Origin of the sequence: Arthrobacter sp. SW1 (assembly GCF_001766675.1) — a bacterium.
In the GTDB taxonomy this organism is placed as follows: domain Bacteria; phylum Actinomycetota; class Actinomycetes; order Actinomycetales; family Micrococcaceae; genus Arthrobacter.
In genome coordinates, this window is the sequence record NZ_MJLT01000023.1 from 187,685 (window position 1) to 202,731 (window position 15,047).

Annotated in this window: 18 protein-coding genes; 9 read left to right on the forward strand and 9 right to left on the reverse strand. The window is 67.7% G+C overall.

The window, feature by feature from the left end; translation table 11 throughout:
* Positions 1-23 precede the first annotated feature (23 nt).
* Both BIU82_RS10885 and BIU82_RS10890 read right to left on the reverse strand, forming a co-directional pair.
* Complete coding sequence (locus tag BIU82_RS10885) at positions 24-809, reverse strand: sulfite exporter TauE/SafE family protein (protein ID WP_070349490.1); 786 nt, start codon at positions 807-809, stop codon at positions 24-26.
* A 31-nt stretch (positions 810-840) separates the two neighbouring features.
* Entirely contained in the window at positions 841-1,626 is a 786-nt protein-coding gene (locus BIU82_RS10890; protein WP_070349491.1) for an ABC transporter ATP-binding protein, read from the reverse strand.
* Positions 1,627-1,738: 112 nt separating this feature from the next.
* Between BIU82_RS10890 and serB the strand changes: the two genes are divergently transcribed.
* Both serB and BIU82_RS10900 read left to right on the forward strand, forming a co-directional pair.
* A complete protein-coding gene (gene serB, locus BIU82_RS10895) occupies positions 1,739-2,632 on the forward strand; it encodes a phosphoserine phosphatase SerB (protein ID WP_070349492.1) in 894 nt (297 codons plus the stop codon).
* A 56-nt stretch (positions 2,633-2,688) separates the two neighbouring features.
* A complete protein-coding gene (locus tag BIU82_RS10900; RefSeq protein ID WP_070349493.1) occupies positions 2,689-3,183 on the forward strand; it encodes a hypothetical protein in 495 nt (164 codons plus the stop codon).
* 107 nt (positions 3,184-3,290) lie between these two features.
* On the opposite strand, the gene BIU82_RS10905 is transcribed toward BIU82_RS10900, so the two are convergent.
* From BIU82_RS10905 to BIU82_RS10920, 4 genes are all read right to left on the reverse strand, one after another.
* Positions 3,291-3,926, reverse strand: a complete 636-nt coding sequence (locus BIU82_RS10905; RefSeq protein ID WP_070349494.1) for a DUF305 domain-containing protein — start codon at positions 3,924-3,926, stop codon at positions 3,291-3,293.
* Between the two features lie 89 nt (positions 3,927-4,015).
* Positions 4,016-4,465 (reverse strand): hypothetical protein, encoded by a 450-nt coding sequence (locus BIU82_RS10910; protein WP_070349495.1) that lies wholly within the window; start codon positions 4,463-4,465, stop codon positions 4,016-4,018.
* 129 nt (positions 4,466-4,594) lie between these two features.
* Positions 4,595-5,344: an SDR family oxidoreductase gene (locus tag BIU82_RS10915; protein ID WP_070349496.1), complete on the reverse strand. Its 750-nt coding sequence runs from the start codon at positions 5,342-5,344 to the stop codon at positions 4,595-4,597.
* A 144-nt stretch (positions 5,345-5,488) separates the two neighbouring features.
* Positions 5,489-6,211, reverse strand: coding sequence for a beta-ketoacyl-ACP reductase (locus BIU82_RS10920; RefSeq protein ID WP_070349497.1), 723 nt, complete (start codon positions 6,209-6,211; stop codon positions 5,489-5,491).
* A gap of 200 nt (positions 6,212-6,411) precedes the next feature.
* Here BIU82_RS10920 and BIU82_RS10925 point away from each other — a divergent pair, with 200 nt between their 5' ends.
* From BIU82_RS10925 to BIU82_RS10940, 4 genes are read left to right on the forward strand one after another with little or no spacing between them, the layout of a single operon-like run.
* The gene (locus BIU82_RS10925; RefSeq protein WP_253182746.1) at positions 6,412-6,915 is read left to right on the forward strand and encodes a DUF3099 domain-containing protein; all 504 of its coding nucleotides are present in this window, start codon (positions 6,412-6,414) and stop codon (positions 6,913-6,915) included.
* The gene (locus BIU82_RS10930; protein WP_070349499.1) at positions 6,912-7,181 is read left to right on the forward strand and encodes a hypothetical protein; all 270 of its coding nucleotides are present in this window, start codon (positions 6,912-6,914) and stop codon (positions 7,179-7,181) included. Before BIU82_RS10925 ends, BIU82_RS10930 begins: the two co-directional genes overlap by 4 nt.
* Entirely contained in the window at positions 7,182-8,051 is an 870-nt protein-coding gene (locus tag BIU82_RS10935; protein ID WP_070349500.1) for an SURF1 family protein, read from the forward strand.
* A complete protein-coding gene (locus BIU82_RS10940) occupies positions 8,035-8,532 on the forward strand; it encodes a YbaK/EbsC family protein (RefSeq protein ID WP_070349501.1) in 498 nt (165 codons plus the stop codon). Before BIU82_RS10935 ends, BIU82_RS10940 begins: the two co-directional genes overlap by 17 nt.
* Positions 8,533-8,571: 39 nt before the next feature.
* Here BIU82_RS10940 and BIU82_RS10945 read toward each other — a convergent pair whose 3' ends face one another.
* On the reverse strand, positions 8,572-10,170 hold the full coding sequence (locus tag BIU82_RS10945) for an ABC-F family ATP-binding cassette domain-containing protein (protein ID WP_070349502.1): 1,599 nt from the start codon (positions 10,168-10,170) through the stop codon (positions 8,572-8,574).
* 239 nt (positions 10,171-10,409) lie between these two features.
* Here BIU82_RS10945 and BIU82_RS10950 point away from each other — a divergent pair, with 239 nt between their 5' ends.
* From BIU82_RS10950 to BIU82_RS10960, 3 genes are read left to right on the forward strand one after another with little or no spacing between them, the layout of a single operon-like run.
* Positions 10,410-11,021, forward strand: a complete 612-nt coding sequence (locus tag BIU82_RS10950) for a biotin transporter BioY (protein WP_070349503.1) — start codon at positions 10,410-10,412, stop codon at positions 11,019-11,021.
* Entirely contained in the window at positions 11,018-11,749 is a 732-nt protein-coding gene (locus BIU82_RS10955; protein WP_070349504.1) for an ABC transporter ATP-binding protein, read from the forward strand. Before BIU82_RS10950 ends, BIU82_RS10955 begins: the two co-directional genes overlap by 4 nt.
* Complete coding sequence (locus BIU82_RS10960; protein ID WP_070349505.1) at positions 11,746-12,396, forward strand: energy-coupling factor transporter transmembrane protein EcfT; 651 nt, start codon at positions 11,746-11,748, stop codon at positions 12,394-12,396. Before BIU82_RS10955 ends, BIU82_RS10960 begins: the two co-directional genes overlap by 4 nt.
* On the opposite strand, the gene BIU82_RS10965 is transcribed toward BIU82_RS10960, so the two are convergent.
* Complete coding sequence (locus tag BIU82_RS10965; protein WP_070349506.1) at positions 12,393-13,604, reverse strand: thiolase family protein; 1,212 nt, start codon at positions 13,602-13,604, stop codon at positions 12,393-12,395. The genes BIU82_RS10960 and BIU82_RS10965 overlap by 4 nt on opposite strands.
* The gene (locus BIU82_RS10970; protein ID WP_070349507.1) at positions 13,597-14,988 is read right to left on the reverse strand and encodes an AMP-binding protein; all 1,392 of its coding nucleotides are present in this window, start codon (positions 14,986-14,988) and stop codon (positions 13,597-13,599) included. The genes BIU82_RS10965 and BIU82_RS10970 overlap by 8 nt, the downstream gene beginning before the upstream one ends.
* Between the last annotated feature and the right edge of the window lie 59 nt (positions 14,989-15,047).

Sequence of the window (15,047 nt, forward strand, 5' to 3'; positions counted from 1 at the left end):
GCCGGGGTCTTTCGGGTGTACGGCTATTTCAGCAGGTTGGCGATCATGAATCCGAGGGCGACCAGGCCGAGGGCAAAGATCACGCCGCGCAGGACCACCGGAGACAGCTTCCGCCCCACCTTGGACCCAAGCAGGCCGCCGATGGTGGAGCTGACGGCAATCAGGGCCACGACAACCCAGTTGATCCGGTCGAAGGCGAACAGCATGTAGGACACAGCGGCCACCATGTTCACGCCCAGCACCAGGAAGTTCTTCATGGCATTGGCGTTCTGGATGGTGCCCGTCATGAACACACCAAGGATGCCCACCAGGAGGATGCCCTGGGCTGCAACGAAGTATCCGCCGTACACGCCGGCCAGGTACACGAGCACCACCAGCAGGATGCCGTGGTTCTTGTCCTTGAGGGCGTGCTCCGGGTTCTCCCCGCGGTTGCGCACCCACGCCTGAAGGCGCGGCTGGAAGATGACCATGAGCAAAGCGAGCACCAGCAGCACTGGAGCGGCGAAGTGGAAGACCTTCTCCGGCAGGTGCAGGAGGAGCCATGCGCCGGTGATGCCGCCCAGAAGGGACGCCGGAAGGAGCTGGAGCAGCTGCCTGCCACGGCCGGCCACTTCGCGGCGGTAGCCCCAGGCACCGGCGGCAGCACCGGCCACGAGGCCCATGGCGTTGCTCATGGACGCCACGACCGGCGTGATGCCGAGGGCGATGAGGACCGGGAAGGTCACCAGGGTGCCGGAGCCGACTACGGCATTGATGGTGCCGGCCCACAGGCCGGCGATGAACGTGATGACGCCGCTGAGCAATTCCACTATGCAGGTTCCAGTATCTTGAGGCGCCGGGTCAGCGGCGGGCGGTGGCCGTGTAGCGCCCCGCGTTCTCGGTGACGTCCAGGTCCACGCCGAAGGTGGTGCTGAGGTGTTCGGCCGTGAGGACCTCGTCGATCGGCCCGGCGGCGACCACGCCGCCGTCGCGCAGCAGCATGGCGTGGGTGAAGCCCGGAGGTACTTCTTCGAGATGGTGGGTCACCAGCACCATGACGGGGGCTTCCTCGTCATTGGCAAGCTCGGCGAGGCGGTGCACCAGCTCTTCGCGGCCGCCAAGGTCGAGTCCGGCGCCGGGCTCGTCAAGGAGCAGGAGTTCGGGGTCCGTCATCAGGGCACGGGCGATCTGCACGCGCTTGCGTTCGCCTTCGGACAGCGAGGCGAAGGTGCGGTTCAGGAGGGGTCCCATGCCCCAGTCATTCAGCAGGGCGAAGGCGCGGCGCTCGTCGTCGCGTTCGTAGCCTTCGCGCCAGCGGCCGGTGACGCCGTACGCGGCGGTGACCACGACGTTAAGGACCTTTTCGTGTTCCGGGATCTGGTTGGCCAGGGCGGCCGACGACAGGCCGATGCGGGGACGCAGTTCGAAGACATCCACGCGGCCGAGGGTTTCATCGAGGATGCCGGCGGTGCCGCTGCTGGGGTGCAGGCGCGCCGCGGCGATCTGGAGGAGTGTGGTCTTGCCTGCCCCGTTGGGGCCGAGGACTACCCAGCGTTCGCCGTCGTTGACCTGCCAGTCCACCTTGTCCAGCAAAGTCTTGGAACCCCGGACGACGCTGACAGAAGTCAGTTCAAGAACATCACTCATAGGAATAGACACTAGGACAAATTCAGGGCCGATTGATAACCGGCGGGCAGTCATACGCCGGGGCGTCATATGGAATTCAGGGGGCACTCCCGCGCTGGCTAAGATTGCAGCCATGAGTTCGAACGTGACCGCCGTCAGCTACGGCGTGAAATTGTCCCCCATGGAGCTGGAAAACCTCCGGAATGTGCTGTCTTCCGCGGGTGCTTCCCTGACCTCCGAGGCCCGCTCCGGGGACGAGCGCTTCAGCGTCTACACGGTGGGCCTCGCGGTGGACAATGGACTCTCCGAAGACCTCACCCCGTTGCGCCGGATACTGGCCGATGCCGCCGGCGCCGGCATGGACACCGCGATCGTTCCGGACAGCCTGCGCCAGGCAGCCCGCAAGCTGCTCATCATGGACGTCGACTCCACGCTCATCCAGCAGGAAGTCATCGAACTCCTCGCGGCGCACGCCGGCAAGCGGGAAGAGGTCGCAGCCGTCACGGAAGCCGCCATGCGCGGCGAACTGGACTTCGCCCAGAGCCTGCACGCCCGGGTGGCAGTGCTCGCCGGGCTGCCGGCCGACGTCGTCGATTCCGTCCGCGCGGAAGTCCGCCTGAGCGAGGGTGCGGCCGAGCTCGTGGCGGCGTTCAAGGCGGCCGGCCACGCCGTGGCCGTGGTGTCCGGCGGCTTCAACCAGATCCTGCGCCCGATTGCCGAAGAGCTGGGACTTGACCACTGGATCGCCAACGAACTGGAAATCGTGGACGGCGCCCTGACCGGCAAGGTGCTCGGCGAAGTCATCGACCGGGCGGCCAAGGAGAAGTACCTGCGCCAGTGGGCCGCCGCCGAGGGCATCGGGCTGGAACACACCATCGCAGTGGGCGACGGCGCCAACGACCTCGACATGCTCGGCGCCGCCGGCATCGGGGTTGCCTTCAACGCCAAGCCGGCGGTGCGCGCCGTTGCTGACGCCGCCATCAACATGCCCTACCTGGACGCGGTGCGGCACATCGCCGGCGTCTGATCCGCTCGTCCAACACCCCGGACGATGAACGAACCGCCAGGAAGTGAGATGACCGCATGACCACCGCAGCGAATGACTGGGCCCGGCTCTGTGGGCTCCTCGACGACGATGCCGAGTTCGCCAACGACGTGCGGCTTGCGGCCAGCGATCCCGAGGAGTACTTCCGCCGCCACGAAGGGCGGCTTTCCGAGCGCGGCATCGAGTCCGCCGATGAGATCGACCCGTGGCTGGCGGTGGTCGATGGGCTCGACGATGCCGGTGCACTGGCGTATCTGGATTGGAAGGACACCGGGGTGGAGCTCGCCCAGGCCCTTGCCGCGGTACCCCGGGTGGTCCGGTCGGGCATCAATCTTGAGGCTGTCGAAGACACCGATGACCTGGAGGACGCAGTCGCGCACACCGATCGGCTGCTCGCGGCCGGCGGGCTGCGCGTGGTCTACCTGGATGAGGATTCCGACGCGTACCCGCTGGTGGTGGTCCCCTCCACGCACGCGGAGGAGATCATCGGGATCTCTGCGCGGCTCGGGCACGAGGCGCGCACCTTCGGCTGACGCCCAAAGACGACCGAGGCGAAGATCCGCGGGCGGCATCCGAAAAGGCCGTGGCCCTTTGCGGGGCCACGGCCTTTTCCTTTGGACGGGCTTCGCCGGGATGTCGCTTAGCCGAGGCCGGAGAGCAGCGCCTTCATCTCCTTGACCTCCGCTTCCTGGGCGGTGATGATCTCCTTTGCCAGGGCGACTGCCCCGGCGTCCTTGCCCTTGGCTTGTTCTTCCTTGGCCATGGCAAGGGCGCCTTCATGGTGTTCGGTCATCTGCTGGAGGAACAGCTTGGCGGCCGCCTTGCCTTGGGCGGCGTCAAGGGCCGCGAGGTCCTCTTCGCCCAGCATGCCTTCCATCGTGTGGCCGCCGTGTCCCCCGGGCATCTCCACCGGCTCGCCCCAGCCCTTGAGCCAGCTTGTCATGGTGGCGATTTCGGGGCCCTGGGCGGCCTTGATTCGCTCGGCCAGGGCTGTGACGGATTGCGGGAGGTCCTTCTTGGCGAGCATGGTTTCGCTCATGTCCACAGCTTGCTGGTGGTGGACGATCATGTTCCGGGCAAAAGCGGTGTCAGCGGCGTTGTGGCCGGCGCCCGACGACGGAGCCTGGCTCTGGTGCCCGCTGTGGCCGGACTGCGCAGGGGTGCCGTTGCCGGCGGAGCAGCCGGCGAGTACGAGGCCTGCGGCCAGGACCAGGCCGACGGCGGCGATGCGGCGCTCGGTCCGCTGCTTGCTGGAGGTGTTCGTGAAAATGGTCATGGAAAAGTTCCTTGCTTGTGGGTGAAACGTTCAGTGCGTGCTGCCGGGCGCCGGATGCGCACGCGGCGCGGCGGATTCGGCGGTACAGCTCAGCAGCGGCTGATGCACAGCTCGTACAAGGAAGGACGCGGCGGGTGGGCCACAACGCCGCCGCCAGCGATCAGCCGCACGGCAGGCAAGTCCGCCGGTACGAGCAACTGCGGGCCGGGAAGGGCCGTGAGGGTCTGGGTGTTGGGCAACGGAACGCAGGGCGAATGCACCTCAGTGGCTTCGGCGCAGGGTGCGGCACAACCGCACGATTCGCCCGGCGTGCTTGAATCGACGGCCGCAGCGGCACCCGAATCGACGCCTCCATGGGAAGCGTGCGCTTCCCCGGCGTGATCAGCGTGGGCAGCCACTTCCATCGAGGCGGTCACAAGCGGGCTTCCGCCCGGGCTGTGTCCGGCGTGGTGGCCGTTCAGCACATGCATCCCCAGAAGCCCAAGAAGGACCCCGGCCACGGCAAGGATCAAGCCTAGCTTGGCAGTTGCTGCCCGCATGTTTCCCCTCTCCGGTCCGTGGCACTGGTCCAAACAGAGCCAACAATACCCCCGAGGGGTATCCCAGGCAATGCACAAACCCCCGGCCCGCAACTGCGGACCGGGGGCTTGGATGCGGCGTTGAACGGACTAGGCGCTCTTGCCGAAGTAGTCGGCGCCGCCGACGTATTCGGTGTGGCCGTTTTCGACGTCGGCCGTCACCATCTTGGCGACCTCGGCGGCGAACTCCTCCACGGAGTACAGCTTGCCGGCCTCGGCGCGGCGGGCCTCGATGGCGCCCGGGTTCGAGCGGTCAAGGAGGGTGGCGGTGACCGTTCCTTCGATCATGTCGCCGGAGACCACGACCAAGGTGATGCCCTTTTCCTCGAGGCTCGGGAGCAGCTCGCGCAGGGCCACTTCGCCGGCACGCTTGCTGCGGGCCACGGGCTCGTATTCGGGCATCGTCGGAACAGTGTCGATGAAGTGTGCCTGGTGGCTGGTCACGAAGACCACGCGGGAACCCTCCGGCATCAGCGGCACTGCTGCGTTCAGCATGTTCAGCTGCGCGTCGCGGTTGAGCTTGAGCGCGTAGCCCTCCTCCATGCCGGACTCCATGCCGCCGGAAGCGTTGAGGACCAGGACATCCAGCGAACCGAATTCCTCCATGGCGGCGCTGGCCAGGGCGTGCACGCCCTCCACGGTGGTCAGGTCCGCACCGACGGCGACTGCACGGCCGCCGGCTTCCTGGATGCCGGAAACGACCTTGTTGGCCCGCGGTGCCTTCTGGCGGTAGTTGACCACGACGGCGGCGCCTTCACCGGCGAGGATCTTGGCAACTTCGGCGCCGATGCCCCGCGAGGATCCGGTGACGATTGCGGTCTTGTTGTCGAGCAGTCCCATTCGAGCTCCTTTTGTTCATGACGTCCAAACAGTGTGGGTCCGGAATCCATCATGCCAGCGCCTGCACGGTTTCCCGTTGTGGGCATCCCACAAAACAGGTACGTACCGGCGCGGCGTATTCCGGAATCGGCGGCAATGGTGCCGCTAGTGACCCATGCCGAGGCCGCCGTCGACCGGGATCACGGCGCCGGAAATGTATGCGGCTTCGTCGCTGGCGATCCAGCGCACCACGTTGGCGACCTCGGTGGCTTCGGCGAAACGTCCTGCCGGAATGCTGGCCAGGTAGTTCTTCTGGGTTTCCTCCGGCAGCTCGGCGGTCATGTCGGTGTTGATGAAGCCCGGGGCCACCACGTTGGCCGTGATGCCGCGGCTGCCGAGTTCGCGCGTCAGGGAGCGGGCAATGCCCACCAGTCCGGCCTTGGACGCAGAGTAGTTGATCTGGCCGGGTGCGCCGTACAGGCCGGACACCGAGGAAATCAGCACAACCCGGCCCTTGCGCAGGCGGATCATGCCCTTGGAGGCGCGCTTGATCACGCGGAAGGCGCCGGTGAGGTTGGTGTCGAGCACGGAGGTGAAATCGTCTTCGCTCATGCGGAGCAGCAGGGTGTCCTTGGTGATGCCCGCGTTGGCCACCAGCACCTCCACCGGGCCGTGCGCCGCTTCGACTTCCTTGAAGGCAGCATCAAGCGAGGCTTCGTCAGTGACGTCGGCACGGACACCGAGGATGCCTTCGGGAAGCGGCGATTCGCTGCGGTAGGTCACCGCCACTTTGTCACCGTTGGCGAGGAAGGACTCGGCGATGGCCAGGCCGATTCCGCGGTTGCCACCGGTGATGAGTACGCTCCGGCCATTTGCTGTTTCAGACATGCTCTGCGCTCCGTGATCCCGCGGCAGGAAGCTGCCGCACTTGAAGAAGGATGTTTCCCGGATCGATCTTATCCGCGGCCCGGCGCGGCCGTGGAAAGGCATACCGTCCAGTCCCCCACCGTGACGAAGCCCGCATGGTTTGGGCGCCAAGTGCCATGGTGAGAGAATTGGAAGGAGCATTGGAGTGTGGTGAAAAAGCTGTGACAAAAGACGACCGTTCCCCGCACCGGGGAACCGGAAACCCGGTACCGGAATCCTCGTACCCGGAAGTCCACAGCATCACGGACGCCGCCGCCGCGCATTCGGAAGACATGCGCGAACGGATGATCAAGTACGCGGTTGCCATGGGCATCCGTATGGTCTGCATTGTCCTGATCTTCGTGGTGGATGGCTGGTTCAAGCTTGTGGCCGTGGCCGGCGCCGTGTTCCTGCCGTGGATCGCCGTGGTGATCGCCAACGGCAGCGACAAAGCCGAAGTGCACAGCGACGCCCTGCTGGATTACGTCCCCGCTGCGGAGCTTGACGCTCCCGAGCGGGGCCGGGAAACACCTGCAGCTGAGGAAACGGAGGACGGGCAGCCGATGACCATCCTGGAAGGCGAAATCGTCGAAGACGGCGGTGCGCCGGACGAAAACGGCGGGCACAGCCCGGGCGCCCGCCCCGCAGGCAAGCCCGACGACGGCGGCGGACAGGCGGCGTCGTGAACCTCTTTTCCCTCGCGTCCGGTGCGGGTGCTCCCGAAGGCGCGCCCGCCATCTGCTCCCGCAAGGCCTGCCGCGCCGGCGCGGACTGGCAACTGCTGTGGAACAACCCGCGCATCCACACTCCGGAGCGCCGCAAGGTGTGGCTGTCCTGCACCGAACACCGCGGCTGGCTGGAGGACTACCTGCAGACCCGGGGCCTGTGGAAGGAAACGCTTCCTTTCACTGCCGGGACTGCCATCGGAGAGCAGCAGGGCGGGAACAGCTGAATGTACCGTTTTCTGTTTTCCAGCAAGTGGCTGGGCTATTTCGTCCTGGCACTCATTTTCGCCACGGCGTGCGTGTTCCTGGGCCGCTGGCAGATGGACCGCCGCGCCGAAACCCTCGCTGAAATCAACCGCGTGGTCAGCAACTATTCGGCCGCACCCATCCCCTTCAGCGACGCCAGGTCACAGTTCGAATCGCTGGATCCGGCCAAGGAATGGACGCAGGTGGAACTCCGCGGAGAGTACGATCCCGCGGGCCAGCGCGTCGTGCGCAACCGACCACTCAACGGCCAGCCCGGCTACGAAGTGGTGGTGCCGTTCCGTCTCTCCAGCGGCGAAGCGGTGGTGGTCGACCGTGGCTGGCTGCCCATCGGCAACAAGACTCCGGGCCGCCCGGACAGCATCCCTGCCCCGCCCGCCGGTGAGGTGACCGTCGTCGTGCGGCTCAAACCGGGCGAAGCGAAACTGGACCGAGGAGCCGTCGAAGGGCAACTGGCGTCCATCGACCTGCCGGCATTCGCGAAGGAACTCCCCTACCCCATCTTCACCGGTGCGTACGGCCAGCTCGCCTCGGAAACACCGCCCGCCGCGGCGATGCCTGTTGCCTTCCCCAAGCCGTCCACGGAAGAGGGCACGCACCTGTCCTATTCGCTGCAGTGGTTCGCCTTCGGGGTGCTCATGTTCGTGGGCTTCGGCTACGCCGCCCGCCAGCAGGCCCGCAACGCACGGATCGACGCCGAGGATGACGACGACGATTTCGGCGCCGCCGCCCGGGTCAAAGCTGCACGGGTGAAAGCTGCACGCAAGCGGCCGTCCAAGCGCCGCACATCGGAAGAAGAGGAAGACGCGATTCTCGATGCCCAAGGCTTCTGAATCCCACCCGTCCGTTGTTCCCGGGCCGGTCGACACCGTCCGCTCCGCGCTCCTGGCCGCCGGCCTGCCGGACACCGTACAGGTTTTCGGCGCGGGCGTGCCCACCGCGGCGGCGGCTGCGGAACAGTTGGGTTGCGACGTCGCGGCGATTGCCAACAGCCTCGTCTTTGAGCACGACGGCGGCCCGCTCCTGATCCTCGCAAGCGGCGCAGCGCGCGTGGACACCGCGCTCGTGGCAGCCCAGCTGGGCAGCGGCAAAGTGCGCCGTGCCAGCCCGGAGTTTGTCTTCGAGCACACCGGTCAGGAAGTGGGCGGCGTGGCTCCGGTAGGCCATCCGCGGCCGATCCGGACCATCCTGGATGAATCGCTCGAGGCGCACCCCGTACTGTGGGCAGGCGGCGGAGACCATTCCTCGATGTTCTCCATCAGCTACCGGGACCTCGCCCGGATTACGGACGCCCGCCCGCTGCGCGTCCGCTAAGGGTTTCCGCGCTGTCAGGGGCCAGGCGCCGCCCTCGTGTCAGGCGAGGGTGATCAGGTCCAGGTAATCCTCGTTCCAGAGGTCTTCGACGCCGTCAGGCAGCAGCACCACGCGCTCCGGGTTGAGCGCCTCCACGGCACCCTCATCGTGGCTGACCAGCACCACGGCGCCGGTGTAGTTGCGGAGGGCGCCCAGGATTTCGGCACGGCTGGCCGGGTCCAGGTTGTTGGTCGGTTCGTCCAGGAGCAGCACGTTCGCGCTGGAAGCCACGATGGTGGCCAGCGCCAGGCGGGTCTTCTCGCCACCGGAAAGAACGCCGGCCGGCTTGTCGACGTCGTCTCCGGAGAACAGGAACGAGCCGAGGATGCCACGCACCTCGGCGTCCTTCATGTCCGGGGCGGCCGAGCGCATGTTTTCCAGCACCGTACGCTCATGGTCGAGCGTTTCGTGCTCCTGGGCGTAGTAACCCACCTTCAGGCCGTGGCCCGGCACGATGCTTCCGGTATCAGGCTTGTCCACGCCCGCCAGCATGCGCAGCAGGGTGGTCTTGCCGGCACCGTTGAGGCCCAGGATGACCACCTTGGAACCACGGTCGATCGCGAGGTCCACGTCGGTGAAGATTTCCAGCGAGCCGTAGGACTTGCTGAGTCCTTCTGCTGTGAGCGGGGTCTTGCCGCAGGGCGCGGGCTCCGGGAAGCGCAGCGCTGCCACGCGGTCCTGCTCGCGGACTGCTTCCAGGCCGCTGAGGAGGCGCTCAGCGCGCTTGGCCATGTTCTGTGCGGCCACGGCCTTGGTGGCCTTGGCGCGCATCTTGTTGGCCTGGTCGAGCAGGACCTGCGCCTTCTTTTCGGCGTTGGCGCGTTCGCGCTTGCGGGCGCGCTCGTCCGTTTCGCGCTGCTGCAGGTACCGCTTCCAGCCCATGTTGTAGTAGTCGATCTGCGCCCGGTTGGCATCCAGGTGGTAGACCTTGTTGACCGTGGCTTCGAGCAGTTCCACGTCGTGGCTGATGACGATCAGCCCGCCCTGGTGGCTCTTCAGGAAGTCCCGGAGCCAGGAGATGGAGTCGGCGTCGAGGTGGTTGGTGGGTTCGTCCAGGAGCAGGGTCTCGGCGTCCGAATAGAGGATGCGCGCGAGCTCCACGCGGCGGCGCTGGCCACCGGAGAGGGTCTTGAGCGGCTGGTTGAGGATGCGCTCGGGCAGGGCCAGGTTGGAGGAAATCGCCGCGGCCTCGGCCTCGGCAGCGTAGCCGCCGCCGGCCAGGAACTCCGCTTCGAGGCGGTCATAGCGGGCCATCGCCTTGCGCTGGACGGCAGCGTCCTCGCTGGACATCTCGGCCTGGGCCTTCTTCAGCTTCCCGACGACGACGTCCAGGCCGCGCGCGGACAGGATGCGGTCGCGTGCCAGCTGCTCCATGTCCGGGGTGCGCGGATCCTGCGGCAGGTAGCCGATCTCGCCGCTGCGGGTCACTTTTCCGGCGGCGGGCAGGCCTTCACCGGCGAGGACGCGGGTGAGGGTTGTCTTGCCGGCACCGTTGCGGCCCACCAGCCCGATCTTGTCCCCCTTGTCCACCCTGAAGTTGACCTGGTCCATCAGCAGGCGGGCGCCGGCGCGGAGTTCGAGTTCCTGGACGGTGATCAATTCTTCGGATGCCTTTCAACGGGGACGCCACGGCACAGCAAAGCCGGCGCAACGGAGAAGGCCGCGAATGCGGCCTGTCCAAGTCTACCGGCCCGTTTGTGGACAGCCTGACAAAGCCGGCCGAGCAGCCTTGTCCGAAGCCTCCAAAAACCGGCACGCCCCGGCCACGTACGCTCGGAAACCAGGGGGAACGCATCCGAACACCTACTTTTCCGCACCCTCCCACGGACAGGAACGCAATGAGCCAGAGCACCACCACCCGCCCGCAGGCGCGCACGCCATGGAACGCCACCGACCTCGGCCTGATCGCCGTTTTCGCCGCGCTCGTCGCGGCCGCGGCTTTCGTCCCGGGCGTTCCGATGGGCGCCCTCGGCGTGCCGATCACCATCCAGACCCTCGCCATCATGCTCACCGGCATGGTGCTGGGCGCCGGACGCGGTTTCGCCGCCGTCGGTCTCTACGTCCTGCTGGGCCTGGCCGGGCTGCCGATCTTCAGCGGCGGGCGCAGCGGGCTCGGCATCCTCGCGGGCCCCTCCGCCGGCTACATCATCGCCTTCCCGCTGGCCGCCGCGGCCACCGGCTGGCTGGCCGCCGTCGTCATCCGCAAGACCGTCAAATACCGTGCGCTGTTCTTCTTCGCCGCCGCCACCGTGAGCAGCATCGTCCTGGTCCACTCTCTCGGCGTCCTCGGCATGGTGGTGAATGGAAAGCTCGATTTCGGCAAGGCCTTCCTGGCGGACCTCGTTTACTACCCCGGCGATGTCATCAAGAATGTCCTGGCCGCGGTCATCGCCGTCGCCCTGCACAAGGCCTTCCCGGATCTGCTGGTCCGCCGCGTGCGCAAGCCATGATCGAGCTCAAGGACGTGGCGGTCCGCGTCACCGTGGACGGCCAGGATGGGCCAAAGACGCTGCTCGACGGCGTGGCGCTGCAGCTCCGGGAGCAGCGGATCGGCGTGATCGGCGCCAACGGTTCCGGCAAGTCGACGCTGCTGCGGCTGCTGAACGGGCTCGTGCTCCCGAGCAGCGGCTCGGTGCTGGTAGACGGCTCGAGCACCACCGAACGGATCCGCGCTGTCCGTTCAAAGGTGGGCTTCGTCTTCACGGACCCCCTCTCCCAGCTGGTGATGCCCACCGGGCGGGAGGACGTGGAGCTGTCCCTGCGCCGCAGCGTGAAGAACGCGAGCGAACGGGCGGCCCGGGCGGAGGCGGTGCTGGCGCGTTTCGGCCTGCTGCACCTGGCGGACCAGAGCATCTATGAACTCTCCGGCGGCGAACGGCAGCTGCTGGCCTTGGCCGCGGTGCTGGCGGTGGAGCCGTCCGTGCTGCTCCTCGATGAACCGTCCACCCTGCTGGACCTCCGCAACAGGGAACTGTTGCGCCGCACCCTGGCGGGCCTCGAACAGCAGATCGTCATGTCCACGCACGACCTCGAGCTTGCGCTGGATATGGACCGCGTCCTGGTGGTGGACGACGCACGGATCGTGTTCGACGGCGCCCCCGCGGCCGCCGTCGAACACTACCGGGCGCTGTGCGCGGCGTCGTTTGAGGAAGCGCAACAGTCCAGGGAAGTACAGTGAGGGGCCACGGCTTCCTGCTGGCGAACCACGTGCCGGGAAACTCCCTGGTGCACCGGACTCCCCTCTGGGCTAAGTTCCTGCTGGTGGCGGCCTGCGGTGCGGCGTCCTTCCTGATGGTCGACTGGCGGGTATCCGCCGCGGTCTTCGCCGCTATGTGCGGGCTGTTCCTGCTCAGCGGCGCGGGGCTCCGGCGGCTACTCCGGGCGCTGTGGCTGATGGCGCCGGTGCTGCTGTTGATCGGGCTGTTCCAGTGGTGGCAGCTCGGGGCGCCGACCGCCGCGCGGATCGTGCTCAACGTGCTGGTCTGCGTGGTGGCCGCGTCTGTGCTGACCGCGACAACGCCGGTCCAGGAATTGCTCGACGGCGTCGCGGGGCTCGCGCGCCCGTTCCGCCGCTTCGGCGCCGATCCCGAGCGTTTCGCCCTGACCATCGCCATCATGCTGCGGAGCATCCCGTTCATCGCAGGCACCTTTGCCGATGTGCGCGACGCCGCACGTGCCCGGGGGCTGGAACGGAATCCGCGCGCACTCGTGCTTCCGGTGTTCATCTCCACGGTGGCCTACGCCCGGCAGACCGGCGATGCCCTGGCCGCACGCGGGCTGGGCGAGGCAGACGCGAACGAAGCGAGCGAGGCCGGGGAACGCTAGAACCGCAGGTAGCGGAAAAGTGCGGCCGTGCCCATGCCGCCGGCAATGCTGATCAACGCCAAAGCGAGCAGATCCCTGTCTTGGTCCGCCGGAAGTGTGCCGGTCATGGCCCGGGCCTGCGCCAGGAGCCGGGTGACGAGAACAGCCCCGGAGGCACCATAGCCGTGCCCCAGGGCGAGGGCACCGCCGTCGAGGTTTGCCCGTTCCGGATCGATACCCAAAGCATCAAGGCAGGCGAGGGCCTGGGCGGCGAAGGCCTCGTTGAACTCCACGAGCCCCACCTCGGCCGGCCGCAGTCCGTGACGATCCAACAGACGGGAGCCTGCTGCCGCCGCTCCGATGCCCAACAGCTCCGGGTCCACGCCGGCGGTATCGCTCCCGAGCACCCGCAGCGCATCCGGGACACCCAGTTCCCGGGCGCGCCGCAGCGAAGTGATCACGACGGCGGACGCAGCGTCGGCGTCGAAGCAGGAGTTCCCGGCGGTGACAGTTCCCCCGGGAACAAACGCGGCCGGGAAGCGCCCCAGGACGGCGGCGTTGAGCGAGCGGCGGGGACCGTCGTCGTACTCCACCACAACGTCCCCCGCCGCGAGGGGCACGGTTTCGCCGGAGAAGCGGCTGGCGTCACGGGCGGCAACGGCCCGTTCATGGCTGCGCAGGGCGAAGGCGTCCTGCCGATCGCGGCTGATCCCGTACCGCCGGGCCACATTCTCGGCGGCCACCCCCATGTCCGGGTCACCGAACTGCGGCGGGACGAAACGCGCCCTGGAAAAGAACTCGGGTTCCGCATCCGGTGCCGCGCCGGGGTAGGCACGCAGCGGGGCGGTGCTGATGCTCTCCACCCCGCCGGCCAGGTAGATCCCGTCGCCGCCGGCAGCGAGCAGGCGGGACGCCAGCACGATCGCGTCAAGGCCCGAACCGCACTGCCGGTCCACCACCATGCCCGGCACGCTCACCGGCAGCCCGGCCAGCAGGGCCGCGTGACGGGCCAGGTTGCCGCCGCCGCCCACGGCGTTGCCGATCACCACATCGCTGACTGCAGCACTATCGATGCCCGTGGCGTCCAGCAGGGACCGCAGCACAGGCGCCAACAGTTCTTCCGCACGCAGGGCCTTCAACTGACCGCCGGCGCGGCAGACCGGGGTGCGCAACGCCGCGATGATGACCGGCTGCAGGGAAGGATCCACGGTGGCCCCGGTGTCAGGCAAGGATCCGGACCCGTGGATCGTTGGCCTCGATCCATTCAAGGAAGACTTTGCGGCTGACCTTGCCGCGGTCCGTCACGGGCAGCTCGGACAGCTGGTAGTACTGCAGCGGGCGCTTGTCCCGGGCCAGCAGGCCGTCCAGGCCGGTCCGAAGCTGGGTGGCGGTCACGGCACCGCAGGCCGGCAGGATGCCGGCCACCACACGCTGGCCACGGAGCTCATCGGGCATGCCGGCGGCCACCGCGGCTGATACACCGGGAACGGAGGCCAGCGCCAGTTCAACCTCATGCGGGTAGACATTCCGCCCGGCCGAAAGGATCATGTCCGAGCGCCGGCCGAGGATGTGCAGCACACCGTCTTCCAGGTAGCCCTGGTCCCCCACGGTGTACCAGCCGTCCAGGCAGCGGAGGGCGTGCCCGTCGTCGCCCCACAGGTATCCGTTCGAGACCATGCCGCTGCGGACGCAGATGTTGCCGTGCCGGCCGTCGGCCAGTTCAGCGCCGGAATCGTCCCGGATGGAGAGTCCGACGCCGGGAAACGGCCGGCCGATTCCGGTGCCGCCGGCGTCGAGCGGCTCCCCTGCCGCCAGGCAGGTGCCGGATACAAAGCTGAGTTCGGAGGCGCCGTAGTACTCGAAGATCGCGGCGTGCGGTGCCCAGCGCCGCGCCGCTTCCAGGGTCCGGGCGTCCAACTTCGAACCGGCGCAGATGATGCTGCGGATGGCCGAGGCGTCCACGCCGCCTGCGAGCCCGCGTTCGCTCAGCAGGCGCAGCACGGTGGGGGTCAGCACCAGCCGGGTGACGCCGTCGTGGGCGATCGCCGCGTGGGCGTCACCGACGTCGAACGTCTCCAGGGTGTGGAAGGCGGAACCGGCGTACAGGCATTCGGAGAGCGTGTACAGGTTAAGGCTCGCAGCCAAGGGGCCCGGTGCCAGCGTGACGTCATCCTGCCGGAGCCCGAAGAACTCCACAGAGGCCTCGAAGGACTCTTGCCAGGACCGCCGTGTACGGGTGAAGGCCTTCGGCACAGAGGTGGTGCCGGAGGTGAGGCCCACCAGGAAGTCGGACTCCGGCGGACCGTCCACGAGCTCATCGCCACCAGGCTCACCGGCCGGCCCGATCCGCTCCGCCACCTCGCCGATCAACGCGTCCGGCCACAGCGGGTCAAGCACGGCGCAGCGGCGTACGCCGGCGACGGCGGCCACATAGGACACCACGAAGTGCAGCGAGTTGGGCTCCGCCAGCACCGAGGTGCCCGGCGTTTCGGCGAGCCGCAGCGTCGCGTCGTCGCGCAGCTGCGCCCAGCTGAGCCGCTTGCCGCCCACGACGACTGCGGTGTCGTCCGGCCGTTCGGCAGCCTGGAGCTGGAGCTTGTTCAGGAAAGGCACCAGAGCATTTTAGCTTCCGGTGGCCAGCCTTCGGCGGCCTGTGACGTTTATGGTTGGCA